We start from the raw sequence: 24,456 nt of genomic DNA, 5'->3' as shown, positions 1-24,456 counted from the left end.
CACTGGAACGTGAGGAAGTTCGCGGCATTGAGGCGGAGCGTCCGGGATCGATGGGCGCGGTCAGGTGGTGGTCGCGGCGGCGAAGATCGCGCGGGCGACCCGGTGGGCCGCCGTCGACACCGGCTCCGACAGGCCCGCGCCCAGGTCGAAGTCCGCACCCTCCACGGTGTAGACGACGAGCTCGCCGGGGAGCCGATCCAGCACGTGGGCCAGTTCCACGGCGTCGGCAAGCGACAGGGCGTGGGTGCTGGAGCCGCCACAGGGCAGGTCCATCATGTCGTGGTGGCGGCGGACGGTGCCCGGCGGGTCGCCCGCGCGGGCGGCGTCGACCACGATGGCGATGTCGGCGCCGGTCCACGCCTCGATGAGCTCGGCTGGGTCGCCGCCGTTCTCGATGGCGCCCAGGTCGCGCAGCAGGCGGGCTACGGCGAGCCCGGCGCCGTCGTCGCCTCGGTAGTCGTTGCCGAGGCCGATGATCACGGTTCTAGTCATGGTGTACGTGCAGGTCGAGGAAGTGCGCCGAGCAGGAGATGCAGGGGTCGTGGTTACGGATGGCGCGTTCGCACAGCTCGGCGAGCTGGGGGATGGGCAGGTCGAGCCGGGGCTCGACGAGGGCGTGCAGGTCGGCTTCGATGCGGGCCTGGTTCTGGGCGGTCGGCGGCACGATGTCGGCCTCGGCGATCAGTGCCGCGTCGTCGATGCGGTAGCGGTGGTAGAGGGTGCCGCGTGGCGCTTCGGAGGCGCCGTGGCCGACACCGGGGTGGGCGGTCACGGGTAGAGCGGGGCGGTCTGGCGGGATATATCCGTCGATGAGGCGCAGGGCTTCCTCGCAGGCGTGGATGATCTCGACAGCTCGTACGAGAATGCTGCGGAACGGATTGCGGCACACCCTCCCGAGCCCGACCTCGGCTGCGGTCCTTTTCGCCAAGGGGGACAGCTGTGGCGCGTTGAGCGCGTAGCGGGCCAGCGGCCCGGTCAGGTAGCCGGGGCGGCCGTCGAGACGGGCGTGCAGGGCCGTCGAGTGCGGCACCTGCTCCTCCACGACGTGCCCTGGCCAGTCGGCGACCGGGAAGGTGCCGCCGTCGCTGACGGCGACGTCGCCGGAGAGGATCGCGTACTCGCTCGGATGGCGCAGAGCCAGGAAGCGGTAGTCGTGCTCGACGTCGGGGAAGTGGAAGCCGGACGCCCAGTCGGCGGTGGTCAGCGCGATGTCGAGCGCGTGGCGCAGGCGCTCGGCGACGGGGGCGAGCTCGGCCCGGCTGGGTGTCTTGTAGAAGCCGCCGAGCCGTACGTTGACCGGATGAATGGCCCGCCCGCCGATGGCGGCGACCAGCTCGTTGCCCGCCTTCTTCAGCGCCAGCCCGCGCTCGACGGCCGGGCGGTGGTCGGCGGCCATGGCCACGCCGCTGGGGTAGCCGAGGAAGTCAGGGGCGTGCAGCAGGTAGATGTGCAGGGCGTGGGACTCGATCCATTCGCCGTAGTACAGCAGCAGCCGCAGGTCGCGCAGCGTGCCGTCCACGGTGACGCCGCAGGCCGACTCCAGGGCCTGGCAGGCGCTCATCTGGTAGGCCACCGGGCAGATGCCGCAGATGCGGGCGGTGATGTCGGGCGGCTCGGTATAGGCGCGGCCGCGCAGCAGCGCCTCGAAGAAGCGCGGCGGTTCGTAGATGCGCAGCCGCAGGTCGGTGATGCGGCCGTCGTGGGCGCGGACCAGCAGCGCGCCCTCGCCCTCGACCCTGGTCAGGCCGCCCACGCGGATCGTCTTATGCGTCACGGAAGCTCCCCACGTTGAAGGTGCGGTAGACGCGCTCCAGGTCGCCGTCGTCCATCCCGGCCTGGCGCAGGCGGGCGTTGAGCGCGGCGGTGTTCGGCGTCTCCATGGGGCCGAAGCAGCCGAAACAGCCGCGGTTGTAGGCCGGGCACAGGGCGCCGCACCCGGCCTGGGTGACCGGTCCGAGGCAGGGGGTGCCGTGCGCGACCAGAACGCAGGGGTTGCCTCGGGCCTTGCACTCCACGCACACGCTGTGCGCCGGCACGACAGGGCGTCGTCCGGCCAGGAACGCGCCGATCACCTCAAGCAGCTGCCGCTTGTCGATCGGGCAGCCGCGCAGCTCGAAGTCGACGGGCACGTGCGCGGAGACCGGCGTCGAACGCTCCAGCGTCTTGATGTAGTCCGGCCGGGCGTAGACGACGGAGGCGAACTCTCGTACATCGGCCAGGTCGCGTAGCGCCTGTACGCCGCCGGCCGTGGCGCACGCGCCGATCGTGACCAGGTGCTTGGAGACGCGCCGGATGTGCTTGATCCGCTCCAGGTCGTCGGGCGTGGTGATCGACCCTTCGACCAGCGACAGGTCGTACGGGCCCGTGCCGCGGACACTGGAGGCCTCCAGGAAGTAGGCGATGTCCACGCGGGCGGCGACCGACAGCAGTTCGTCCTCGCAGTCGAGCAGGGTGAGCTGGCAGCCGTCGCACGAGGCGAGTTTCCAGACCGCGACCTTCTTCACAGTTGCTTCACCTCCAGTAGCCCGCGCACCGCGTCATAGGTGAGCACCGGCCCGTCCACGCAGGTGAACAGCGGCCCGAGCTGGCAGTGGCCGCACCGGCCGATGCCGCACTTCATGTTGCGCTCCAGCGACAGCGCGATCCTGCCCGCCGGGACGCCGCGCCTGACCAGCTCCTCGGCGGTGGCGCGCATCATCACCTCGGGGCCGCACACGAACGCGTACGTACGGCGTGGCTCGAACACGATCCTGCCGACCAGCTTGGTGATCAGCCCGGTGTGTCCCTTCCACGCCCGGTCCGGATGGTCCACCGTGACCTGCACGTCGAAGTCGCGGCCCCAGCGGGTCAGTTCCCGCGGGTACATCAGGGTGGCAGGGGTGCGGGTGCCGACGATGAGGCTGATGCGGCCATAGCGGGCGCCGTGCGCCTCCAGTTCGCGCAGCACTGGCCGCAGTGGGGCCAGTCCCAGCCCGCCCGCGGCCACCACCACATCCAGTCCATGGGCCTGGGCCAGATCCCAGTGAGTGCCGAAGGGCCCGCGTACGCCCACGACATCCCCGCGTCTGACCTGGCACAAGGCCCGGCTGACCGCGCCGACCGCGCGGATGGTCTGTACGTAGCCGCCCGAGCGGGCGTGGCCGCTGATCGAGATGGGGATCTCGCCCACGCCTGGCGCGTACAGCATGGTGAACTGCCCGGGCAGGAACGGCGGGCACTCGCCCGCGAGCGGCTCCAGGGTGAGCGTGACGGTGTCGGCGCGGTCGGGGCGGCGCGAGCGGACGCGGTACGGGGACGGGATCATCGCAGCCGCTCCAGCTCTTCGGTGATGTCGATGCCGGTCGGGCACCAGGTGACGCACCGGCCGCAGCCCACGCAGCCGTACTCTCCGAACTGGTCCACCCAGGTGGAGAACTTGTGCGTCAGCCACTGCCGATAGCGCGCCGCCCCCGATGAGCGCACCGGCGCCCCGCCCAGCTCGGTGAACTCCAGCGTGAAGCACGAGTCCCAGCGCTCGGACCGCTCGGCCGACCCGTCGGCCAGGTCGGTGCTGTCCTCGAGCGTGACGCAGAAGCAGGTCGGGCAGACCATCGTGCAGTTCGCGCAGGTCAGGCAGCGGGAGGCGATCTCGTTCCAGACGGGTGACTCGCGCTTGTCCGCCAGCCGCTCCTTGACGCCGTCGAGGTCCAGCGTCCGGCCCATCCGTCGTGCGGCGTGCTCGCTGACGTCCAGGGCGGCCTTCCTGTCGGCCTCGGTGGACGGGCGCCACGGCAGGGCGGCCAGCAGCTCCTCCCCGCGCTCGCTGCCCGCCTCGGCCAGGAACCGGTGCGGGCCGGTCAGTTCCGTCAGAGCGAGATCGAAGCCTGACGAGGCGCGCGGTCCCGTTCCCATGGAGGCGCAGAAACACGTCCCGCCCGGGACCGCGCAGTTGACCGCGATGAGGAACAGGGCCTCGCGCCGCCGCCGATATGCCTCGTCCGGGTGCCGTCCACCCAGGAACACCCGATCCTGCACGGCCAGCCCGGCCAGATCGCACGCCCGCACTCCCAGCAACGCCACCTTCGGCGCCTCGACCGGCACCTCCTCGGCCACCCCGTCCCGCATCCGGAACAGCGTGGACCGTGGCGGATGGGTGAACCGCTTGACCGAATCAGGGCTCGCGGCGAACCCGAACACCAGCGCGCCGTCCTCGCGCAGCCGATAACTTCCCGGCTCCTGCTCGTCGGTCCGGCCCGCGGGCAGCTCCGCGGCCGAGCCCAGCTCGGCGAAGCGGATCACACCGTCGCGGACTGTCGGGCCCACCACGGTGTAACCCCGCTCGCGCAGCGCGCCGATCAGCGGATCCAGCGAGTCGAGGAGCGACATGTCAGGCTCCGCCCCAGACAGGCAGGTCGGCGATGTCGTCGTGCTTCCAGCCCAGCTCATCGCGCACGGCGACGACGCCGTCGACGCTCTCGGCCAGGCGGACGGCGGTGACGGTCTGGCTGCGCTGGTCGCAGGTCCCGGACAGGGTGACCACGCCGTCGGCCGTCTTGACGTCGAGGCCGCTGGGCACGGTCTCGCGCACCTGGCCCTCGATGTCGGCGTCCAGCCGGATGAACGCCTTGATCAGGTCGCGGCGGCTGACGATGCCGACCAGGCGTCCATCGGCGTCCACGACGGGCAGGCGCTTGACGCCGTACTTGTCGATCTGGCGGGCGGCGAAGACGACGGGGACGTCGGCGTTGGTGACGTGCGCGGGTGAGGTCATCAACTGGCCGGCGGTCTCACCGACCGATTTGCGGTAGCCGCTGCCCTCGCTGCCCGCGGCGTGGCGCAGCCGGGCGCGCAGCGGCGGGCGGTAGTCGTCGCCGTAGTAGCGCTCCTTGAACTCCTCCTTCGCCAGGAGGTCGGCCTCGGAGACGACGCCCAGGACGCGGTTGTCGTCGTCCAGGACGGGCACGCCGCTGACGCCCCTGCTGATGAGCACCTCGGCGACGGTGTGGAAGGACGCGTTTTCGTTGACGGCTGCCACGTCGGTGGTCATCACGTTCTCGACGGTCATTCTCATGGTGTGCTCCCATCCGGAAGTGGTCGTTGTCATCACATCTCCCAGATGGCTGGAGAAGTAGGGCCGGAAGTCCCGGACCCGCCGGTCCTTGGTCGGCCCGGGGGTGCTTGATGACTTAGGTCACACCCAAGAGGGGCCGTTCGCCTGCGGCGTGCGGTGGCGACAGGAGAGAAGCTTCGGATCACCAGGCGATGACGAGCGAACGCGGGATGCGCGGCACTCGTGCCAGTTCGCGCGTCCGCATGGCCGTGCGCCCCCGCGCGAGCGGCGGCGTTCATGCTCGAGCTTCACACCTCATGACGTACTTCACCGAAGCGGCCCGGCGTGATGCGCTGGGCTCATCGGTTTCTGGAGGTGGACCATGACCATCCGTTCGGTCGAGAACGCGCTGCACGCGACGGTGGAGGCGGCGCGCTGGGCCCCGTCCGTCCACAACAGTCAGCCTTGGACGTTCGCCGTCTCAGGCGAGGAGATCGGCCTGCGCGCCGACACGGACAGGAAGCTGCGGCGCAGGGCGTGCAGGCGCGGGACGAGCGGTTCACCCTGGAGATCCTCCGCTGGTCCCGGCCGCCAGGCAGCACCCGCCGCGACGGCGTGCCCGCCGAGGGCTATCCTCGCGCGGCCGCATCCACGGACCCGCACTTCGCGCAGCGCGACTACTCCTGGCGGCACGACTGGGGCGGGCCGGGCGACCCGAGCGCGGCGGCGACGGGCGTGGTGGCCGTGCTGACCACGCGGGGCGACAGCCGCGAGGAATGGGTCGCCGCAGGACAGGCGCTGCAGCACGTCCTGCTGCACGCCGCGGCGCACGGTGTCAGTGCCGCCTTCCACACCCAGGCGCTGGAGATGGACCTGCTGCGCGAGTTTCTGCGCCAGGAGCTGTGCTCGGGCGAGTACCCGCAGATGATCATGCGGCTGGGCGTCACGTTCGACTTCAAGGACTCGCCGCGCCGGCCGCTGCCGGAGGTGCTGGAGTGATGGACCTGTCCTGTGGTCGAAGGTCCCCTCCGGTGGGGGACCTTCGACGCTGGGCCCGCCGCCCTCTCCTGCGTGTCCTTGAGCTCATGTTCACTGTGCGGCACGCGTCCACGTCGCGGAAAGTGGAGGCCGATCGGCCCTGAAACTCGGGACTTCGGCCTCTGAGGGTGCACCGCGGATGGGTGTGTTCTGGAGATGTGGGAATTCGGGACCCACGAAAGGAGGTAGCCATGAACCTGCCAGAGCGCAGGGAGATGAGGCTCCCGCTCCCGGAGCTGTTCGAGTGGATCGAGCACCCGATGTTCGGGTTCCGGCCGTTCGGACAGATCATCCGGGTCGAGGACTACATCGATGAGGGCCGGTACGTGCTGCGCGCCGAGTTGCCCGGGCTCGACCCCGACAAGGACGTCGAGGTCACAGTGGGCGGCGGGGTGCTGCACATCCGGGCGGAGAAGACCCGCAAGATGGACGAGCCGCACCGCTCGGAGTTCGCCTACGGGGCGCTGTCCCGGTCGGTGACGCTGCCCGCGACGGCTGACACGGACGACGTCAACGCCACGTACAAGGGCGGTGTCCTGGAGGTCAGTGTGGGGCTCGCCGAGGCGAAGAAGGCGGAAGGCCGGCGGATCGCCGTCGCGCACTGACGCCTCAACAGGAGCGCGGGCGGGGCTTCCGCCCGCGCTCCTGCAATGCATCGCTTTCGGATCGTTCAATCGAGGAGGTCACGCGATGACCATCGTGCTGCCGCCGCCGCACCTGAGTCAGGAGGCGAAGGACGACTGGAACGTGCTGCAGACGTCCACGCCCAGCCCATCCGCTTTCGACCCCGCGCAGACCGAGCTGCTGCCCGAGCCCGTACGCCGCTGGGTGCTGCACACCATCGCGCCCGGTACGCCCTTGCGGCGAGCCGTGGTGCTGTCCACGCACGGAATGATCAAACTGGACATGTGGCGAGAGTTCCGCGCCGAGCAGACGCTCTGGCCGATGGAGGGGTATGTCTGGTCGGCTGCCATACGGGCGGGGCTGCTGACGGTGCGCGGCTTCGACCGTTACCACGCCGGAGCCGGCCAGATGCGCTGGCGGCTGCTGGACGCCTTCCCGGTCATGTCGGAGACCGGCGCGGACGTCACCAGGAGCGCGGCCGGACGGCTGGCGGGCGAGTTCGTGCTCGCTCCCGCCGCCGCGCTCGACCCGCGGGTGCGGTGGAAGTCACTCGACGACCGGCACGCCCTCGCCTCTATCCCGGTGGGCGAGGAAGATCACGAGGTGACGCTGGCCATCGCCCCCGACGGCCGGTTGGAGCACGTGACCATGTCCCGGTGGGGCGCCCCGGATCATGGGCCGTACCGGCAGCACCTGTTCGAGGTGACATGTGAGGACGAGACGAGTTTCGACGGGTTCACCCTCCCGGCCGGGCTACGGGGCAGCTGGGACGGAGATGAGTTCATCCGCTTCATCGTCGACGACGCGCTATTCCGCTGAACTGCCTCTCGTCCCAGGACGAGCGCGCAGCCCGCTGTGGCAGAAGGGACGCCTCAGGTGGATCGGGTGAGCGTCGCTGTCAGCGCGCTCTCCTACACCGGAACTCCGACGATCACCATCGCCGCCGACGCCGGTCGAACACCTGATCTGCCGGTCCTGGTCACCGCGCTGCGAAGCGAGCTCGAAGCGATGCGGTAGCGCGGACGCAGGCGGTGCTCACCCTGGCCTCCGGCCGATGTGCGACCCGGGCCGAAGGTCCCACCGCAAGCGGGACCGACGCCTCTAACCGGGCCCGCGGGGCGATCGGACGATGCAGGTATGAGAATCGGCATCAATGGTTTCGGCAGGATCGGCCGGGCCGTCCTGCGCCGCGCGCTCCGCACCGACCTGGACATCGTCGCCATCAACGACATCACCGACGCGGCCACGCTGGCCCACCTGCTCAAGCACGACTCCACCTACGGCCCGCTCGACCTGCCCGTGACCGCGTCCGAGCGGGCGCTGGAGGTCAACGGCCACAGCATCGCCATCAGCGGCTACGCCGACCCGGCACAGATCGACTGGGCCGGTCACGACGTGGAGCTGGTCATCGACGCCACCGGCCGCTTCCGGACCAGGGACGCCCTGGCGTCGCATCTGAAGGCCGGCGCGCGCAAGGTGCTGCTGTCGGCGCCGGGCAAGGGCCTGGACGCCACCATTGTGCCCGGCGTCAACGACGCCGCCTACGATGCGGCCCGGCACGAGATCGTCTCGCTCGCCTCCTGCACCACCAACTGCGTCGCGCCCATGGTCAAGGTGCTGCACGAGAGGTTCGGCCTGGTACGCGGCTTCATGACCACCATCCACGCCTACACCGGCGACCAGATGCTGCTGGACGCACCGCACAAGGACCCGCGCCGGGCCCGCTCAGCCGCGGTGAACATCGTGCCCACCACCACCGGCGCCGCCCGCATGGTCGGCCAGGTGCTGCCCGAACTGCAGGGCAGGCTGGACGGCATCGCGATCAGGGTCCCGGTGGAAGACGGCTCGATCACCGACCTGAGCGCACAGCTCAGCCGCCCGGCCACCGCCGAGGAGGTCAACGCCGCCTTCGCCGCCGCCGCGGAGGACCAGTTGCACGGCATCGTGCGCTACAGCACCGCCCCGCTGGTCTCGCGCGACGTCATCGGCGACGCCGCCTCCTGCGTGTTCGACTCCGCACTCACCCAGGCGAGCGGCGACCTGGTGAAGGTCTTCGGCTGGTACGACAACGAGTGGGGTTACGCCAACCGCCTCGTCGAGATGGCCCAGCGGATGGCATGACATGGAGATCACCGCTGTGCTCGCCAGGCCCTTCGACGAGAGGTGCCTGGCGAGCACGCGCGACGATCTCCTCCATGCGGCGTCGGAACAGGGCTCGAACGACGGTGTCGCAGGACGGATGAAGGGAACTCGGCAATGCGCTGGGACGAGATGTCGAAGAGGCGGCGGCGGCGATGAGGGTCTTGGATCTGCTTCTGACCCGCCTGGTGAACCCGGTCGTCGCGTGGCTGCTTCGTACGCCGCTGCATGATCTGCTGTCGCGGCGGATCACGCTCCTGACCGTCACCGGTCGCCGAAGCGGCGCCGCCATCCGCCTGCCTGCCCAGTACGAGCGGGACGGAGACACGCTCACGGTGGTCAGCAGCCCGCGGCGGCTGTGGTGGCGAAACCTCCAGGGCGGCGCGCCGATGCGGCTCGTCCTTGAGGGACAGATCCGGAACGGGTACGCGACGGTCGCCCCCGGCCCCCTCGTGCGGATCCGCGTCCAAGCGCCCGCTCCGCCCGCTCCGCCCGGGGTGCCCGGCCGCCTGTGGTGGCGCTGGACGAGGGCCGTCGCGCTGGGGGAGATCATCGGGTTCACGGTGCCGGCCGTGATGGGCGCTTGGGTGGCCGCGCCCGGGTGGGGGATGCCGGGCATCGGGCCGCTGCTGCAGGCCGTGCTGATCGTCATGGCGGGCGCCGTGGAGGGCACGTTCCTCGGCTTGGCGCAGGCGTACGCGCTGCGCACGGCACTCCCGCAGATCGCCACCCGTGACTGGGTGAGGGCGACGGCGCAAGGGGCCGCCATCGCCTGGACCATCGGTTCCCTGCCGATGGTGGTCGGCGAGCCCGTCCTGAGCTGGCCTCCCGTGGTGCTCGGCCTACTCGGGCTGATCCTGCTGGCGTCCATGGGGGTGTTGCAGGGGCGGCTGCTGCGTCGGCACGTACGCGGGGCGTTGTGGTGGGTGGTCGCGACGGCGGGCTCGTGGCTGGTCGCGCTGGGCACGTTCACGCTGGTGACCACGCCGCTGTGGCAGGAGGGGCAGCCCGCCTGGCTGATCGTCGCGATCGGCGTGCTCGGTGGGGCGGCCATGGCGGTCACGGCGGCGGCGCTCACCGGGGCCGCCCTGGTGTCCCTGCTGGCCCGCCGGCTCACCGGTGGCCCGACTCCGTCCCCGCCCGTGAGCGGCGCAGGCCCGCGTAGGCGTGCCGTGCGGTGATCTCACCCATGTGTCGTCGTCGGTGACCGGCACGGCGCTGATACCACCGTTGATGAGCGCTTGGGCGATGTGTGCCCCACCTCACCCGCCCGCTGCTCGACGAACGTACCGCGATGCGCGGACAGCCGGGCCGACGGACAAGGACGAAGGTCCCGGCGCATCGATTTACATTCTGGGCACCGTCGCGGTGTTCGCCGCCGTGCCGCGGACGCTCCTGCTCGAGTCAACGGCACCGTTCGCGGACGCTGCGGCGGCGCAACTCCTGCTGGCCCTCACCGACAGGGAGCGCTTCTCCGGCAGGCGGCTGGCGCTCTGCTCTTCGACGACGTGCTGTGGGTCACCGGAAGGCCGGTTGAGACGGCCGGCTGGGGCCACGACCAAGGCTGGAGGCTGCGGCGTTCCGCGCCAGGGTTTCGTCAGTTCCGGGGGCGGCAGCCGGTACGGCGCTGATCGCCGTACCGGCTGAGACGGCTGTGGGCCCCGATCAAGGGGTGGGTGCGGGTTGCCTCGGCTGGGCGGCGGGCTTGGCGGCCAGGCGTACTCCCAGCAGGATCAAGACGATCCCGGCGATCAGCAGGATCACCGTGGCGATGAACAACGTGACGGTCAGGCCGATCAGCCCGGGCACGGTCGCGGCCAGAGTGAGGTCGGCGGTGACCCGGGCGGTGGCGTCGGCGTTCATCACGACGAGTGTCCAGTCGCCGGACTGGATGTCCCAGGTGAGGCTGCCCTGCCCGGTGGCCGTCCAGAAGGTCTGAGCGCCCGGTGGTGTGGCGGGTGCCGTGCCAGGGTGGTGCTGATAGCCGACATCACCTGGGGTCAGGCGGGTCACCTGGTCGTAGGCCACGCCGTCGAGATAGGCGGCGGCTCGGGCGCGGTCGGCGATGCCGATGAACAGCCGGGCGTCGCCGGTCTGGATGCGGACCCGGCCGGCGAGGGTGCGTAGTACGGTCGCGCCCGGCTCAGTGATGGTGATCTGTTCGGTGGTGAGCGCGTACGCGGGAGTGCTGACCCGGGTGGCGGTGGTGGTGACGAAGCCGCTGTCACGGGATTGGCCGACCAGCGCCGAAGCGGTGCCCGCGGCGGCGGTGCCGATCGCGGCGAAAGCGAGCAGCGCGCCCAGAGTGATGGCCACGATCGAGCCGGAGCCGTGCCGGACCGGGGTGCGCGCGGGTTCCTCCAGCGACGGGGTTTCGTGTCCGCCCTGTTCCAGACGGAAGGGTGGGTAGGCGTCGGTCATCAAGGTGGCGTAGGCGGCTACGCGCAGCGCCCATCGGTTCATGCCGAGCACGACGTCGAAGACGCCGTGTGGGTAGCGGCCGGTGAACAGCACGGACAGGGCGGCGATCAGCACGAGCAAACCGATCAGCCCGCCCCAGTCGAGGGTGTAGAGGACGCCGCCGGCATCGGGCAGATCGCCGCGCCAGGAGATGATGCTGCCGCTGGTGAACAAGCCCACGATCAGATAATGCGGGATGGCCAGCAGCCACCATTTGACCAGCACCAACCCCCGCGAGAGTTGCTCGGGATAGGCGATGTCCAGGGTGGCCGGGTAGTCGGGCGCTGGGCCGAGGGTGAAGGGCGGGTAGCGGTCGGTGCCCAAGGCGCCGTAGCTGTAGTAGGCCACCCGCCAGGTCCAGCGCAGCACGCCGAGGTTGAAGTCGAACAGTGCCCTCGGGTAGCGGCCGGTGAACAGGATCGCGAAGAAGGCGATGACGGTGAGGACCGCGAAGGCGGTCCACAGCAGGCTCAGCACGATGTAGTGGGGGACGGCCAGGAGCCATTTGACCAGCCACAGGCCTCGATTGAGCGGCTCTTCGAGCCGGGCCTCGACGCGTACGGGATAGGTGTCCATCCCTCCAGAGCACCACCGCGGGGAAAGGATTCCTGCGGACGAAGGTCCCGACCTGACAGGCCGTTGGACACCGATGCCGGGCAGGGAGGCGGTGATGCACGGTGGGGAGCGGGTCATTCTGGACCGCGGGGTGACTAGGCCGGGCTGCGGCCGCCGGGGCGGTCAGCCGATGCCCAGTCGGTCTCCCACTGCCGGTACCTGGCCCGGTCCAACTGCCAGCGGACGCCCATGAACGCGGCGGCTGCCAGCAGCGCGGTCACGAGCACGATCAGCAGCCCCGTCGCCACGCCCATGCTTGCGAGTTCCGTCTGGTCGGGAGGCGGCGGGGCGGGCCTTCCGGTGGCGTCGACCCACACCGGTACCACCGCGCCGCTCTTGGCCAGCGCGGGCACCGGGACCAGGCCGCTGCGCGGGGTGCCGTTGAAGGCCCATCGCGCCATCGCCTCCGGTCTGGCGGCGGACACCTCCGTGAACGACACCTGCGCCCTCGGAGCGTCCTGTGACAGCGTGGCCATGACCTGCTGTCGTAGGCGCGAAGTGGTGTGCTGGTCGTGCAGGGCATTCTGGTAGGCGGCCTGCCCGGCGAGCAGGGCCGGCCACAGGCTGGCCAGCACCAGCAGCAGCACGGTCAGGACCAGAGCGGACTCCAGCCGGTCGGAGCGGCGGCGCAACGGATTGCCGTCCGGCCGATACAGGCGCGCGCACAACACCAGGGGATGGGTCGAGCTCTTCATGGGACACCTCCTCCCACCCACTGTGCGAGGCGCCGTCAGGAGACGGCAGAGCCGTACGGCTCAACAGGACAGGGACATTGGTCCTTGACGGAGGCGGTGAGCCGAAGGACCTCTGGCCCTGCCGGGCCGGTGCGTCCTCTCTCAAGGTGAAGAAGAGAAATGGAGGGATGGCGATGAAGGCGGCAGTTGGCGCGAGCGCGGCGAACCTGGCCATGGCGGGCGCCCTTCCGGGCCGATTCGCGCCCCAGCCATCCTGGAAGGAGGTCCACCATGACTCCTGAACTGTGGGCATTACTTCTGATCGCGGTGCCCGTCGCCTACATGCTCGGCACTTACCGACAGGCCGCCAAAGCCGCTCATCACCGATTCGCCAGTTACCGGCACCGGATGACCGGCGGCTTCACAGTCTGGATCAAGAATCTCGCGATGTACGCGCTCATGCTGGCTGGGGTGGGCGTGGCACTGGCGGCACTGTACGTCCTCATCCGGTGACCAACGCCACAGTGTCCGCGACCTTCGCCTCCATGCCGCACGGCTCCTGGTGGCGGCCTGGCAGCGTGATCTTCGACAGGGGGCGATGACATGGACGAGACGACATGGCAGCGATGGGGAGCGACCAGTGGTTTAGTCGCCGTCGGGGCCGGCGCCGGGGCGATGGTGTTCGAACGGGGTGGTGTGAGTCCCGATGAGCCGGCCGATCAGATCGCCGCGTTCTTCGCGGTCAACGGCTCGCTGCTGCTGGCGCAGAGTGTGCTGTTCATGATCGGGGCGGCGGCGCTGTTGTGGTTCACGGGCAGCTTGCGCGCGTTTCTCGCGGCGGCTGAGGGGGGCTCGCAGCGGTTGTCGACGCTGGCCTTCGGCGCAGGGATCGCCCAGGTCGCGGTCAACCTGATGGCGCAGGCCTTCCAGATCGGGCTGGCCACGACGCCGCCCGCGCAGGTGTCGGGTGGGCTGGTGGCGCTCATGGATGCGACGTTCGCCCTGGCCAACGTGCCGCTGGCAGTGATGCTCGGAGCTGTGGCGCTGGTGTCGCTGCGCTACCGGGCCTTTCCCGCCTGGCTTGGCCGGCTGGCGGCGGTGGCCGCTGGTGCGTACGCGATCCTGTCGGCGAACGTCGCCGTGAGCGGCGGCCCTCTGGGGCCGGGCGGCGAGTTGAGCTACGTCCTGTATCCCGCGCTGGTGATTTGGCTCGTTCCGGCCGCGATCATCGTGATCAGGCGGTGCGGCCCGGTCGTCAACACGGAGCGGGCCGCGTCCGCCTGACCGTTGGTTCGGGACCAACGGCACCTGGATCGAGGACTTCGTCCCCAGGCGCTACGGCACCTGTGTCGCGAGGCTGGAAGCGGAAGGACACCTCGCGAAGGAGATGTGTGATGGCCAGGCGGATCGTGGTGGGCGTGGACGGGTCGGTGCCGTCGATGGCGGCAGTGGAGTGGGCGGCGAGCGATGCCCGGATCAGGGGGCTGCCGCTGCGCATCGTGCACGTATGCGGGCCGTGGCCGCACAGCCCCGGCGGGCTCGCGTACTGCACCAAGGCACTGGAGGCCGCGGCGACCTGGGCGCGCGACCTGGGCGCGGAGGTGACGACGGAGACGCTGACCGGGAACGTGATCGGCGACCTGATCGGCGAGTCGGCGCGGGCCGACAGCGTGGTGCTGGGCAGCAGGGGATTGGGCGGGTTCAGCGGGATGGTGCTGGGCTCGGTCGGGCTGGCGGTGGCGGGACACGCCGCCGGTCCTGTGGTGATCGTCCGCGGACCCGCCGAGGCCGCACACGCTCGCGTGGTGGTCGGTTACGACGGGTCGGAGCACTCGCGGGCCGCCATGGAGTACGCGCTGGAGCAGGCCCGTGCCCGGGGCGCCGAGCTGCACGTGGTGTACGGGTGGCGGATGCCCATGTTCTCGCCGTACGCCGCCGTGGCCGGCAGCCTCCTTGAGGACGCCTTCCAGCAGGAGGTGAAGGCGGCCCGGGAGCGGGTGGCCCCCTGGCGGGAGGACAACCCCGACATCAAGATCACCGACGCTGAGGTGTGCGAGCACCCGGTGGCGGCGCTCATCGAGGCGTCGAGGACGGCGGACCTGGTCGTGGTCGGCTCGCGCGGGCTGGGCCCCTTCGCCTCCGCGATGCTCGGCTCGGTCAGCCACGGCGTTCTGCATCACGTGACCTGCCCGGTAGCGGTCGTGCGCCCGCAGGAGGACCAGAGATGAACGTGGAGTCGCTGACCGCGCATGTTCCGGTTCGAAACCCATTCTGCCCCAAGTAAGGGAGGCGTGAGATGTACGCGCTGGTCGTGTACGAATCCATGTACGGCAATACCCGACACATCGCCGAAGCCGTGGCCGCGGGCCTGGCTGGTACGGTCAGGACCGAGATCGTCGAGGTGGCCTCGGCGCCCGCTCTCATCCCGCAGGATGTGGGGTTGCTGGTGGTCGGCGGGCCCACGCATGCCTTCGGCATGAGCAGGGCCTCGACCCGGCAGTCCGCCGCGGAGCAGGCCCAGGAGCCGCTGGTCTCCCAGGGCAGGGGCGTACGGGAGTGGCTGACCTCGCTGCACACCCCGTCAGGGCTGGGCGCGGCGGCCTTCGACACCCGCATCAGCAAGCCGCGCATGCCCGGCTCGGCGGCCCGCGGCGTGGCCAAGCGGCTGCGCAGGCTCGGAGTCGCGCTGGTGGCGCCCGCGCAGAGCTTCTACGTCACCGGGACCAAGGGGCCGCTGGTGGACGGGGAGGTCGAACGCGCCAGGCAGTGGGGCGAGTCGCTCGCCTCGTCGATCGCCATCCCGACGTCCTGAAACAACCTGGCACCGCACCGCTTGGCCGGCTCTGACGCTTGGGACCAAGGTCCCATGGCGTCAGGGCCGGTTGACTCTACGGCTGGTCGCGGCCGTCGGCGACGCTGGCGGGCATGGACGTCTTGGACCTGTCGCGCTGGCAGTTCGGCATCACCACCGTTTACCACTTCCTGTTCGTCCCGCTCACGATCGGCCTGTCGATCATCGTGGCGGGACTGCAGACGGCCTGGCACCGTACGGGCAAGCCGGAGTACCTGAAGCTGACCCGGTTCTGGGGCCGGCTGTTTCTGATCAACTTCGCCATGGGCGTGGTGACGGGCATTGTGCAGGAGTTCCAGTTCGGGATGAACTGGAGTGACTACTCGCGCTTCGTCGGCGATGTGTTCGGTGCGCCGCTGGCGATGGAGGGGCTGATCGCGTTCTTCCTGGAGTCCACGTTCCTCGGGCTGTGGATCTTCGGCTGGGACAAGCTGTCGCGCCGGTTGCACCTGGCCGCGATCTGGCTGGCGGCGATCGGCACCGCGATTTCGGCCTATTTCATCCTCGCGGCGAACTCCTGGATGCAGCACCCGGTCGGCTACCACATCGTGAACGGCCGTGCCGAACTGACCGACATCTGGGCCGTGCTGACCAACTCCACCACGCTGGTCACCTTCCCGCACGTGATCTTCGGCGCGTTCCTGACAGCGGGGGCGTTCGTGCTGGGCATCAGCGCCTGGTTCCTGCTGCGCAAGCGCGACGTCGGCCTGTTCCGCACATCGGCCCGGCTCGCGCTGGCGGTCAGCCTGGTGGCGGGGGTGGGCGTGGCGCTCTCCGGCCACTGGCAAGCGCAGATCATGACCGAGCAGCAGCCGATGAAGATGGCCGCCGCCGAGGCGCTGTGGGAGGACGAGAGCGCGGCCGGATTCTCGCTGTTCGCCGTCGGCGACGTCGAGCACGGCCGCAACCACGTCAACGTGCAGATCCCGCGCGGGCTGAGCGTCCTGGCCACCAACAGCCTGGACGGCCGGGTGGCGGGCATCAACGACATCCAAGCCCGGTACGAGGCGGTTTACGGGCCGGGCGACTACCGGCCGGTGATCGGGCTGGCGTACTGGACGTTCCGGCTGATGATCGGCTTCGGCGCGCTGTCGGCGCTGCTGGCGCTGGCCGGGCTCTGGCTGACCAGGCGCGGCAGGCTGCCTGCGAGCCGCTGGTGCTATCGGCTGGCCATCGCCGGAATCGCCCTGCCGTTCCTGGCCAACAGTCTCGGCTGGATCTTCACCGAGATGGGCCGCCAGCCGTGGACGGTGTTCGGGCTGATGCGCACGGCCGCCGCCGTCTCCCCGACAGCGGACGTCACCTCGGTGGCGATCACGCTGGGCGGCTTCACGCTGGTCTACGGGGTGCTGGCGGCCGTCGAGGTACGGCTGCTGATCAAGTACATCGGCCTCGGCCCGCACGAGCAGACCGACAACGAGACCACTGTCCCCGCGTTGAGCTACTGAGGAACGTCATGGAAACGATCTGGTTCGTGCTGATCGCCGTGTTGTGGACCGGCTATTTCCTGCTGGAGGGCTTCGACTTCGGGGTCGGCGTGCTGCTGCCGTTCCTGGCCCGGGACGAGGGCGAGCGGCGCACCGTCGTGTCGACGATCGGGCCCGTATGGGACGGCAACGAGGTGTGGCTGCTGGTGGCCGGCGGCGCGACCTTCGCCGCCTTCCCCGAGTGGTACGCCACCCTGTTCAGCGGCTTCTACCTGCCGCTGTTCCTCATCCTGCTGGCCCTGATCGCGCGCGGCGTGGCACTGGAGTACCGGCACAAGAGCGACAGCACGCGTGGCTGGGACCGGGCCTTCTTCTGGGGCTCGCTCGGGCCCGCCTTCCTGTGGGGCGTGGCGTTCGCCAACATCGTGCGAGGCGTGCCGCTGGACGCCGCGCACGAGTACACCGGCACGCTCCTCACCCTGCTCAACCCGTACGCACTGCTCGGCGGGCTGGCCACACTGGCGCTGTTCACCCTGCACGGCGCCATCTTCCTGGCCCTGCGCACCACCGGCGAGCTGCGGTCGCGGGCCTCCCGCGTCGCCAGGCTCCTGGCTGTGGTGGCCGCCGTGGTGGTCTCCGCCTTCCTGCTCGGCCTCGGTGCGTTCGCCTGGGTGGCCGTTCTGGCCGGGCTGGCGGGGGCCTTCGTCGCCACGCTTCGGGGGCGTGACGGGTGGGCGTTCGCCGCCAGCGCGCTGGCCGTCGTGGCCTTCACCGCCACCCTGTTCCTCAGCCTGTGGCCGAACGTCCTGCCCGCCCTGAACCCCGCCAACAGCCTGACTGTGGTCAACGCCGCCTCCAGCCCCTACACACTGAAGGTGATGACGTGGGTGGCGGCCATTTTCACTCCGGTGGTGCTGGCCTACCAGGCATGGACGTACTGGATCTTCCGCCGCCGCCTCACAGGAGCGAACCCGACATGAGACGGCTGCTCGCCTTCACAGAGGCGGCTATCAGGGCACGTCAGGTGCCCCCTCGCCGCCGTGCCTGACGCATGCGATGCCCCCAGCCCCTTTCAGGGCTGGGGGCAGGGCCTGGCGATCATCGTCCGTATCTCTTGGAGTCGTCCTCTTTCCAGTTGAGCTTGTTCACGACGTCCACGACCCCGTCGACGCGGCCGGCCATGCGGACGGCGACGGCGGTGTCGCTCTTGCGGTCCATCCACCCGGTGAGCGTCACCACACTCTGCTCGACCTCGACCTTGACGCCCAGAGTCTCGACCCATAACGAGCGTTCGAGCACGTCCTCGCGGATCTCGTGGGCGATGTCGGCGTCCGAGCGGACGAACACCTTGATCAGGTCGCGCCTGCTGACGATGCCGTCCAGCCTGCCCTCCTCATCCACGACGATGAGGCGCTTGACGGCTTGCTCGTCCATCAGGCGGGCAGCCGTGACCACCGTCGTCGCGGCGGTGACCGTCACCGCGGGTGCGGTCATGATCTCGGCTGCGGTGTCGCCCTTGGCCTTGCGCTGGTAGCCGCCGCCCTTCTCGGACAGCCGGTGGCGCAGCCGCACCCGTAACGGCGGCCGATAGCCCTCCTGGTAGTACTGCTCGCGGAACTCCTCCTTGCACAGCAGATCGGCCTCGGACACGACGCCGATGACGCGCCTGTCGTCGTCGATGACCGGTACGGCGCTGACGCCGTGCTTGATGAGCGTCTCGGCGACGTCCTTGAACGGGGTGCTCGCGTGAACCGACACGACCTGCCTGGTCATGATCTGCTCTACCTTGGTGCGCAACATGGGTTTCTCCTTTCCAGTCCTCTCTCCATGGCACTGCGGCTCGTGTCGGGTTCCTAGAGGCGAAAGTCTTGGTGGGGCGGGTCCTACGACACTGCCCAGTCCCATGACGGTGGTGGCCCTGCGCCACGTCCGCTGCCGGTGACGGTGGTCCGTCCCTGATGCCAGGACCTTCGGCCCTGGCATCAGGGACGTTCGTCGCTGCAGGGTCAGGCCGCTGCGCGGGACCGTGATGGAGAAAGCGAGGTGGACGTCATGCCGATCGAAGTCAAGGACGTCATGGGCCGGGTGGCCATCGCCGTGCTGGAGGATGCGTCGTTCGCCGACATCGTGGCCGCGATGAATCGGTACGCGGTGAGGGCGGTCACCGTGGTCGACGCCGATCGGCGACCAGTGGGCGTGGTCTCCGAGGATGACCTGCTGCTCAAGGAGATCGACCCGGTACGGCACAGCGTGACCATGTTCAAGTCGCGCAGGCAGCGGCGTGAGCGCGACAAAGCGGCGGGGGTACGGGCGGATCAGCTCATGACCTCTCCGGCGATCACCGTAACGCCGGGCACCAGCGTGCGGGACGCCGCCCGGCTGATGCATACCGAGCGAATCAAGCAACTGCCCGTCATCGACGTGGTCACCGGGCGCATCATAGGCACCCTGCACCAGCACGACGTGCTGCGCGTCTTCACCCGCCCGGTCGCCGAGTTGGAGACGGACATCCGAGCCGTGCTCCCAGAGCACGGAGCGTTCTCCATCGAGATCGACAATGGTGTGGTGAAGCTCGGCGGGCACGTCCAGTGGAGATCACAGGCCATCGACGCGATGGAAGCGGTGCGTGCGGTAGAGGGCGTCGTGGACGTGGTGTGCGAGATGGCCTCCGGCAAGGACGATCTCGTCGTCGTCCCACCGCTGCTGTAAGGGGCCGACGTGGACTTGGCCTGGCGCATTGAGGTGCACGGGATCGTACAGGGTGTCGGGTTCCGGCCGTTCGTCCATCGACTGGCGACCGCTATCGGGATCCGCGGGCAGGTCAGGAACACCGGCGGGCACGTGGTCATCTCCGCGTCCGGCTCGCCGGCCCGGCTGGAGGCGTTCGTGTCCAGCCTGCGGACCCAGCGGCCCGAGGCCGCGCACATCCGCGACCTGATCGTCACACCCGGGACCCTGGAACGGGAGACTGTCGGCTTCGAGATCGCGGAAAGCGAGGTCACGCCGGGCAATGCCCGCGAGATCCCGCCGGACCTGGCCACGTGCGCGCAGTGTGTGCGGGAGCTGTTCGATCCGGCCAACCGGCGCTACCGCTACCCGTTCATCAACTGCACCGCGTGCGGGCCCCGGGCGACCATCATCGAGAGCCTGCCCTACGACCGAGCCCGCACGTCGATGCGAGGCTTCGAGATGTGCACGGTCTGCGCGGGCGAGTACGACGATCCGGCGGACCGGCGCTTCCACGCTGAGCCGATCGCGTGCGCGTCCTGCGGCCCCCGGCTGCGCCTGGGAAGGCTGGCGGGAGACGCGGCGCTGCGGGCGGCGGCGGACGTCATCGCGGGTGGCGGGGTGATCGCGGTCAAAGGGCTGGGCGGATTCCAGCTGGTCTGCGATGCGATCAACGACGAGCCCGTCGCCCGGGTGCGGCGGATCAAGGCGCGCGAGGCCAAGCCGCTGGCGGTGATGGTGCGGGACGCTGTCGCCGCTGGAGCGCTGGCTGGTCTTTCCGAGGCCGACCACCTGCTGCTCGCCGCCCGGTCCGCGCCCATCGTGCTGGCCCCGCGGCGGCATGGCGTGCTCTCGCCCGGCGTATGCCACGGGATGCCCGACGTCGGGGTGTTCCTCCCGCACACGCCGCTGCACCACCTGCTGCTGGACGCGCTACGCCGCCCCCTCGTGGTGACCAGCGCCAACCACGCCGACAGCCCGATGCTGATCGATGACATCGCAGGGCTGGACGTGGACGGCGTGCTCACCCACGACCGGCCCATCGTGGCCCGCTACGACGACTCGGTGGTGCGATCGTTCGGGTCGCGCGCCACAACGATCCGGCGGGCCCGCGGGCTGGCTCCCGCCGTGCTTCGCCTACCGGTCGCCGCCGCACCGATTCTGGCCGTGGGCGCCCAGCTCAAGAGCACGTTCACGCTGACCGATGATGACCGGGCAGTGCTCGGGCCGCACATCGGCGATCTGTCCGACGCCCAGACCCTGGAGGCGTACGAGGAGGCGCTCGATCACCTGCGAGGCATCCACGGGATCGAGCCCGCGCACGTAGCGCACGACCCGCATCCCGGATATCTGTCGACCCGGCTGGCCCGGCGCTGGCCGAGCCGCATCGCCGTCCAGCACCACCATGCGCACATCGTCTCGGTGGCCGCCGAACACCGGCTGGAGCCGCCGTTCCTGGGTGTCGCCTACGACGGGCTGGGCCTGGGCGACGACGGCACGTTCTGGGGCGGAGAGCTGCTCCTGGCCTCCTACACCGGCTATCGGCGGCTGGGCCGTTTCTCTCACGCTCCGATGCCTGGCGGGGAGGCGGCCGTGCGCAGGCCCGCCCGCATGGCGCTCGGATACCTGCTCGGCGGCGAGACCACCGCGGGCCGCATACCCGGAGATCTCGCTGCCGGGCTGGCCGACGCGGAGGTCATCGGCCGAATGATCGCCAAGGGGGTGAACTGCCCGGTCGCTTCCAGCGCAGGTCGCCTGTTCGACGCCGCCGCGGCACTGCTGGGTTTGTGCGACGTCAACCGTTTCGAGGGCGAGGCCGCGACCCGCCTGGAACTGGCGGCCGCCGCGTTCCCCGGAACAGAACCGCTCGCGTGGCGGCTCGACCGCCAGGACGGGCTGTGGGTGTACGACGGCGTGGTCACGCTACGGGACCTGCTGGAGGCGAAGTCGGACGGTGAGCCGGCCGGCCGGATCGCCGCCGCCTTCCACGCCACGATCGCGGCCGTCACGGTGCTGATGTGCGAGCGGGCAGCGGTCGAGCACGACGTCACCCAGGTATGCCTGTCGGGCGGTGTGTTCCAGAACCGGCTGCTGGCCACCGACGTGCTCGCCCGGCTGTCGGTGGCCGGGTTCGAGCCGTACATCGGCGAGCAGGTCCCGGTCAATGATGGCGGCATCAGCTACGGCCAGGCGGCTGTAGCTGCGGCGAGGCTGTCACGTGCCTGAACGCACGCGCTGCCGCAGCCGATCGCGCTGGCCACTCGTGGAGGTGGCGGAGGGCCATGGCGCGCAGGAACTGCTCGGGGTCGTCTTCCGCAGTATGCGATCGACGAGTTGGACGGGACGATCCGGCAGATCCGCTCATCCATCTTCGCCTGCGCGACATCGAGGAACGCGCCGGCCGACTGAACGGCACCGCGGAGATCGAGACGCCCCAAGGGGGAGGAACGAGCCTGCGCTGGCGTATTCCCCTGTGAGGTTAGACCCCTGGGAATGGGACCAAGGTCCCTAGGACGCGGATATGTTCGCGGAAATCATCGAAACCATGACGACCACCCAGAACATCGACGCCTACTGGCGTGCCGCGAACTACCTGTCCGTGGGGCAGATCTACCTGCTGGACAACCCGCTGCTGACCGAGCCGCTGCTCCCGGAGCACATCAAGCCGCGCCTGCTCGGCCACTGGGGCACCACGCCTGGCCTGAACTTCTGCTTCGCCCACCTCAACCGGATCATCGCCGAGCGCCAACAGGACATGATCTACATTGCCGGCCCCGGTCACGGCGGTCCCGCCGCGGTCGCACACGCCTGGCTGGAGGGTTCCTACTCGGAGAAGTACCCCGAGGTCTCGCAGGACGCGGCCGGTATGCGCCGGCTGTTCCGGCAGTTCTCCTTCCCGGGCGGCATCCCCAGCCACGTCGCTCCCGAGACGCCCGGCTCCATTCACGAGGGCGGTGAGCTGGGCTATTCCCTGGCTCATGCGTTCGGGGCGGCCTTCGACAACCCCCGCCTGGTCGTGGCCTGCGTCGTCGGCGACGGCGAGGCGGAAACCGGGCCGCTGGCGGCCAGCTGGCATTCCAACAAGCTGCTCGACCCGTACCGGGACGGCGTGGTGCTGCCGATCCTGGCCCTGAACGGGTACAAGATCGCCAACCCCACCGTGCTCGCGCGTATCCCCGAGCAGGAGCTGCTCAAGCTGATGGAGGGGTATGGCTACCGCCCGCACATCGTCGGTCCCTCTCACGAGGAGATGGCGAGCACGCTCGACACCGTCTTCGACGAGATCGCCGCATACAAGGACGGCCGCGCCTCCAGACTCCCGATGATCATCTTGCGCACGCCGAAGGGCTGGACCGGGCCGCGCGAGGTCGACGGGGTGCCGGTCGAGGGCACGTGGCGGGCCCATCAGGTGCCGCTGTCGGGCGTACGGGACAATCCCGAGCACCTGGCCATGCTGGAAGCGTGGATGCGCTCGTATCGTCCAGAAGAGCTGTTCGACGCCAGCGGCCGGCCGGTGCCCGCGGTGCTGAGAACGGTGCCCGAAGGACCACGGCGGATGAGCGCCAGCCCGCACGCCAACGGCGGAGAGCTGCAGCGCCCGCTTACCCTGCCGGACTTCCGCGACTACGCGGTGGAGGTCAAGTCGCCCGCCGCGCAGTCGAGCGAGCCCACGCGGGCACTGGGCGCATTCCTCCGCGACGTGATCGCCGCCAATCCGCACAGCTTCCGGCTGATGGGTCCCGACGAGACCGCGTCCAATCGGCTGCAGGACGTCTTCGAGACGACCGACCGGGCCTGGAACGCCGCTGTTGAGCCGACCGACGAGCACTTGGCCGCCGGCGGGCGTGTCATGGAGGTGTTGAGTGAGCACCTGTGCCAGGGCTGGTTGGAGGGCTACCTGCTGACCGGGCGGCACGGGCTGTTCAACTGCTACGAGGCGTTCATCCACATCATCGACGCCATGTTCAACCAGCACGCCAAGTGGCTGGAGACGGCGAAGAAGATCCCCTGGCGGCGGCCGGTCGCCTCGCTCAACTACCTGCTGTCCTCGCACGTGTGGCGGCAGGACCACAACGGCTTCTCCCATCAGGATCCCGGCTTCCTGGACGTCGTGGTCAACAAGAAGGCCGAGGTCGTCCGCGTCTACCTGCCGCCGGACGCCAACACGCTGCTCTCGGTCAGCGACCACTGCCTGCGCTCCCGCGACTACGTCAACGTCATTGTCGCGGGCAAGCAGCCGGTGCTCGACCTGTTCACCATGGACGAGGCCATCGCCCACTGCACGCGCGGGCTCGGCATCCTGCCCTGGGCTTCCACGGATGACGGCGGCGAGCCGGACGTGGTGCTGGCCTGCGCCGGCGACGTCCCCACCCTGGAGACGCTGGCCGCGACGGCGCTGCTGCGCGAGCACCTGCCCGAGCTGAAGGTGCGGGTCGTCAACGTCGTGGATCTGATGCGGCTGCAGCCGCCGTCGGAGCACCCGCACGGCATGTCCGACGCCGAGTTCGACACGCTCTTCACCACCGACAAGCCGGTCATCTTCAACTTCCACGGCTACCCGTGGCTGATCCACCGCCTCACCTACCGGCGCAACGGTCACGCCAACGTGCACGTGCGCGGCTACAAGGAGGAGGGCACGACCACGACGCCGTTCGACATGGCCATGCTGAACGACATCGACCGCTATCACCTGGTCATGGACGTCATCGACCGCGTTCCCGGACTCGGCGCCACGCAGGCGCACCTGCGCCAGCACATGAGCGACGAACGACTGCGGGCCCGCGCCTACACGCGCGCGCACGGCGAGGACGACCCCGAGCTCCGCGACTGGGCCTGGACCTGAGGAAGAAGCGAACCGATGAGGGAAAGGAG

24 protein-coding genes are annotated in these 24,456 nt (G+C 69.8%); 15 read left to right on the top strand and 9 right to left on the bottom strand.

Annotation, left to right across the window (positions count from 1 at the left end):
• Positions 1–60 precede the first annotated feature (60 nt).
• Genes ACIBO2_RS58030 through ACIBO2_RS58005 form a run of 6 tightly spaced genes read right to left on the bottom strand, consistent with a single transcriptional unit; the run spans position 61 to position 5,050 of the window.
• The gene (locus ACIBO2_RS58030) at positions 61–492 is read right to left on the bottom strand and encodes a hydrogenase maturation protease (RefSeq protein ID WP_397305277.1); all 432 of its coding nucleotides are present in this window, start codon (positions 490–492) and stop codon (positions 61–63) included.
• Entirely contained in the window at positions 485–1,774 is a 1,290-nt protein-coding gene (locus ACIBO2_RS58025) for a nickel-dependent hydrogenase large subunit (RefSeq protein WP_358556326.1), read from the bottom strand. Before ACIBO2_RS58025 ends, ACIBO2_RS58030 begins: the two co-directional genes overlap by 8 nt.
• Positions 1,764–2,504, bottom strand: coding sequence for an oxidoreductase (locus tag ACIBO2_RS58020; protein ID WP_358556323.1), 741 nt, complete (start codon positions 2,502–2,504; stop codon positions 1,764–1,766). Before ACIBO2_RS58020 ends, ACIBO2_RS58025 begins: the two co-directional genes overlap by 11 nt.
• On the bottom strand, positions 2,501–3,304 hold the full coding sequence (locus ACIBO2_RS58015) for an FAD/NAD(P)-binding protein (RefSeq protein ID WP_358556320.1): 804 nt from the start codon (positions 3,302–3,304) through the stop codon (positions 2,501–2,503). The genes ACIBO2_RS58020 and ACIBO2_RS58015 overlap by 4 nt, the downstream gene beginning before the upstream one ends.
• Entirely contained in the window at positions 3,301–4,365 is a 1,065-nt protein-coding gene (locus tag ACIBO2_RS58010) for a 4Fe-4S dicluster domain-containing protein (RefSeq protein ID WP_358556317.1), read from the bottom strand. Before ACIBO2_RS58010 ends, ACIBO2_RS58015 begins: the two co-directional genes overlap by 4 nt.
• 1 nt (position 4,366) lies before the next feature.
• The gene (locus ACIBO2_RS58005) at positions 4,367–5,050 is read right to left on the bottom strand and encodes a CBS domain-containing protein (RefSeq protein ID WP_358556315.1); all 684 of its coding nucleotides are present in this window, start codon (positions 5,048–5,050) and stop codon (positions 4,367–4,369) included.
• 516 nt (positions 5,051–5,566) lie between these two features.
• Here ACIBO2_RS58005 and ACIBO2_RS58000 point away from each other — a divergent pair.
• From ACIBO2_RS58000 to ACIBO2_RS57975, 6 genes are all read left to right on the top strand, one after another.
• Positions 5,567–6,028, top strand: a complete 462-nt coding sequence (locus ACIBO2_RS58000) for a nitroreductase family protein (protein ID WP_358556312.1) — start codon at positions 5,567–5,569, stop codon at positions 6,026–6,028.
• Between the two features lie 230 nt (positions 6,029–6,258).
• Complete coding sequence (locus ACIBO2_RS57995; RefSeq protein ID WP_358556310.1) at positions 6,259–6,672, top strand: Hsp20/alpha crystallin family protein; 414 nt, start codon at positions 6,259–6,261, stop codon at positions 6,670–6,672.
• Between the two features lie 85 nt (positions 6,673–6,757).
• On the top strand, positions 6,758–7,510 hold the full coding sequence (locus tag ACIBO2_RS57990) for a DUF6544 family protein (RefSeq protein WP_358556307.1): 753 nt from the start codon (positions 6,758–6,760) through the stop codon (positions 7,508–7,510).
• Positions 7,511–7,546: 36 nt separating this feature from the next.
• Positions 7,547–7,708, top strand: coding sequence for a WS/DGAT domain-containing protein (locus ACIBO2_RS57985; RefSeq protein ID WP_358556304.1), 162 nt, complete (start codon positions 7,547–7,549; stop codon positions 7,706–7,708).
• A 120-nt stretch (positions 7,709–7,828) separates the two neighbouring features.
• A complete protein-coding gene (gene gap / locus ACIBO2_RS57980) occupies positions 7,829–8,812 on the top strand; it encodes a type I glyceraldehyde-3-phosphate dehydrogenase (RefSeq protein ID WP_358556301.1) in 984 nt (327 codons plus the stop codon).
• Positions 8,813–8,994: 182 nt separating this feature from the next.
• Positions 8,995–10,011, top strand: coding sequence for a nitroreductase/quinone reductase family protein (locus ACIBO2_RS57975; RefSeq protein ID WP_358556298.1), 1,017 nt, complete (start codon positions 8,995–8,997; stop codon positions 10,009–10,011).
• 484 nt (positions 10,012–10,495) lie between these two features.
• Here the strand turns inward: ACIBO2_RS57975 and ACIBO2_RS57970 are convergent, their stop codons facing one another.
• Positions 10,496–11,866 (bottom strand): DUF4389 domain-containing protein, encoded by a 1,371-nt coding sequence (locus tag ACIBO2_RS57970; protein ID WP_358556295.1) that lies wholly within the window; start codon positions 11,864–11,866, stop codon positions 10,496–10,498.
• Positions 11,867–12,000: 134 nt separating this feature from the next.
• Entirely contained in the window at positions 12,001–12,600 is a 600-nt protein-coding gene (locus ACIBO2_RS57965; RefSeq protein WP_358556292.1) for a hypothetical protein, read from the bottom strand.
• Between the two features lie 270 nt (positions 12,601–12,870).
• Between ACIBO2_RS57965 and ACIBO2_RS57960 the strand changes: the two genes are divergently transcribed.
• From ACIBO2_RS57960 to cydB, 6 genes are all read left to right on the top strand, one after another.
• Positions 12,871–13,092: a hypothetical protein gene (locus tag ACIBO2_RS57960; RefSeq protein WP_397305275.1), complete on the top strand. Its 222-nt coding sequence runs from the start codon at positions 12,871–12,873 to the stop codon at positions 13,090–13,092.
• Positions 13,093–13,182: 90 nt separating this feature from the next.
• Positions 13,183–13,863: a hypothetical protein gene (locus tag ACIBO2_RS57955; protein ID WP_397305274.1), complete on the top strand. Its 681-nt coding sequence runs from the start codon at positions 13,183–13,185 to the stop codon at positions 13,861–13,863.
• Between the two features lie 110 nt (positions 13,864–13,973).
• Entirely contained in the window at positions 13,974–14,807 is an 834-nt protein-coding gene (locus ACIBO2_RS57950; protein WP_397305273.1) for a universal stress protein, read from the top strand.
• 68 nt (positions 14,808–14,875) lie between these two features.
• Positions 14,876–15,391, top strand: a complete 516-nt coding sequence (locus tag ACIBO2_RS57945) for a flavodoxin domain-containing protein (protein WP_358556280.1) — start codon at positions 14,876–14,878, stop codon at positions 15,389–15,391.
• Between the two features lie 113 nt (positions 15,392–15,504).
• Positions 15,505–16,878: a cytochrome ubiquinol oxidase subunit I gene (locus ACIBO2_RS57940; RefSeq protein WP_397305272.1), complete on the top strand. Its 1,374-nt coding sequence runs from the start codon at positions 15,505–15,507 to the stop codon at positions 16,876–16,878.
• A gap of 8 nt (positions 16,879–16,886) precedes the next feature.
• A complete protein-coding gene (cydB, locus tag ACIBO2_RS57935) occupies positions 16,887–17,837 on the top strand; it encodes a cytochrome d ubiquinol oxidase subunit II (protein WP_358556274.1) in 951 nt (316 codons plus the stop codon).
• 118 nt (positions 17,838–17,955) lie between these two features.
• On the opposite strand, the gene ACIBO2_RS57930 is transcribed toward cydB, so the two are convergent.
• On the bottom strand, positions 17,956–18,657 hold the full coding sequence (locus ACIBO2_RS57930) for a CBS domain-containing protein (protein WP_358556271.1): 702 nt from the start codon (positions 18,655–18,657) through the stop codon (positions 17,956–17,958).
• A gap of 252 nt (positions 18,658–18,909) precedes the next feature.
• On the opposite strand from ACIBO2_RS57930, the gene ACIBO2_RS57925 reads away from it, so the two are divergent.
• The 3 genes from ACIBO2_RS57925 (at position 18,910) to ACIBO2_RS57915 (ending at position 24,427) form a co-directional block, all read left to right on the top strand.
• Positions 18,910–19,566: a CBS domain-containing protein gene (locus ACIBO2_RS57925; RefSeq protein ID WP_358556267.1), complete on the top strand. Its 657-nt coding sequence runs from the start codon at positions 18,910–18,912 to the stop codon at positions 19,564–19,566.
• A 9-nt stretch (positions 19,567–19,575) separates the two neighbouring features.
• Positions 19,576–21,810, top strand: a complete 2,235-nt coding sequence (gene hypF, locus ACIBO2_RS57920; RefSeq protein WP_358556264.1) for a carbamoyltransferase HypF — start codon at positions 19,576–19,578, stop codon at positions 21,808–21,810.
• Positions 21,811–22,129: 319 nt separating this feature from the next.
• On the top strand, positions 22,130–24,427 hold the full coding sequence (locus ACIBO2_RS57915) for a phosphoketolase family protein (protein WP_358556262.1): 2,298 nt from the start codon (positions 22,130–22,132) through the stop codon (positions 24,425–24,427).
• The last annotated feature ends 29 nt before the right edge of the window (positions 24,428–24,456 follow it).

Source organism: Nonomuraea sp. NPDC050022, assembly GCF_044460705.1.
Lineage (GTDB): Bacteria > Actinomycetota > Actinomycetes > Streptosporangiales > Streptosporangiaceae > Nonomuraea.
Note: the sequence above shows the minus strand (reverse complement) of the source record. Positions and strands in the feature narration are given on the sequence as shown.

Excerpts from the sequence above, each read along its gene's own strand:
- ACIBO2_RS57955 (WP_397305274.1), top strand. The coding sequence starts at position 13,183 with ATGGACGAGACGACATGGCAGCGATGGGGAGCGACCAGTGGTTTAGTC.
- gap (WP_358556301.1), top strand. The coding sequence starts at position 7,829 with ATGAGAATCGGCATCAATGGTTTCGGCAGGATCGGCCGGGCCGTCCTG.
- ACIBO2_RS58015 (WP_358556320.1), bottom strand. The coding sequence starts at position 3,304 with ATGATCCCGTCCCCGTACCGCGTCCGCTCGCGCCGCCCCGACCGCGCC.
- ACIBO2_RS57950 (WP_397305273.1), top strand. The coding sequence starts at position 13,974 with ATGGCCAGGCGGATCGTGGTGGGCGTGGACGGGTCGGTGCCGTCGATG.
- ACIBO2_RS57925 (WP_358556267.1), top strand. The coding sequence starts at position 18,910 with ATGCCGATCGAAGTCAAGGACGTCATGGGCCGGGTGGCCATCGCCGTG.
- ACIBO2_RS58010 (WP_358556317.1), bottom strand. The coding sequence starts at position 4,365 with ATGTCGCTCCTCGACTCGCTGGATCCGCTGATCGGCGCGCTGCGCGAG.
- ACIBO2_RS57960 (WP_397305275.1), top strand. The coding sequence starts at position 12,871 with ATGACTCCTGAACTGTGGGCATTACTTCTGATCGCGGTGCCCGTCGCC.
- ACIBO2_RS58005 (WP_358556315.1), bottom strand. The coding sequence starts at position 5,050 with ATGAGAATGACCGTCGAGAACGTGATGACCACCGACGTGGCAGCCGTC.
- ACIBO2_RS57970 (WP_358556295.1), bottom strand. The coding sequence starts at position 11,866 with ATGGACACCTATCCCGTACGCGTCGAGGCCCGGCTCGAAGAGCCGCTC.
- ACIBO2_RS57915 (WP_358556262.1), top strand. The coding sequence starts at position 22,130 with ATGACGACCACCCAGAACATCGACGCCTACTGGCGTGCCGCGAACTAC.
- ACIBO2_RS58030 (WP_397305277.1), bottom strand. The coding sequence starts at position 492 with ATGACTAGAACCGTGATCATCGGCCTCGGCAACGACTACCGAGGCGAC.
- ACIBO2_RS57965 (WP_358556292.1), bottom strand. The coding sequence starts at position 12,600 with ATGAAGAGCTCGACCCATCCCCTGGTGTTGTGCGCGCGCCTGTATCGG.
- ACIBO2_RS57930 (WP_358556271.1), bottom strand. The coding sequence starts at position 18,657 with ATGTTGCGCACCAAGGTAGAGCAGATCATGACCAGGCAGGTCGTGTCG.
- ACIBO2_RS57990 (WP_358556307.1), top strand. The coding sequence starts at position 6,758 with ATGACCATCGTGCTGCCGCCGCCGCACCTGAGTCAGGAGGCGAAGGAC.
- cydB (WP_358556274.1), top strand. The coding sequence starts at position 16,887 with ATGGAAACGATCTGGTTCGTGCTGATCGCCGTGTTGTGGACCGGCTAT.
- ACIBO2_RS57940 (WP_397305272.1), top strand. The coding sequence starts at position 15,505 with ATGGACGTCTTGGACCTGTCGCGCTGGCAGTTCGGCATCACCACCGTT.
- ACIBO2_RS57945 (WP_358556280.1), top strand. The coding sequence starts at position 14,876 with ATGTACGCGCTGGTCGTGTACGAATCCATGTACGGCAATACCCGACAC.
- ACIBO2_RS57995 (WP_358556310.1), top strand. The coding sequence starts at position 6,259 with ATGAACCTGCCAGAGCGCAGGGAGATGAGGCTCCCGCTCCCGGAGCTG.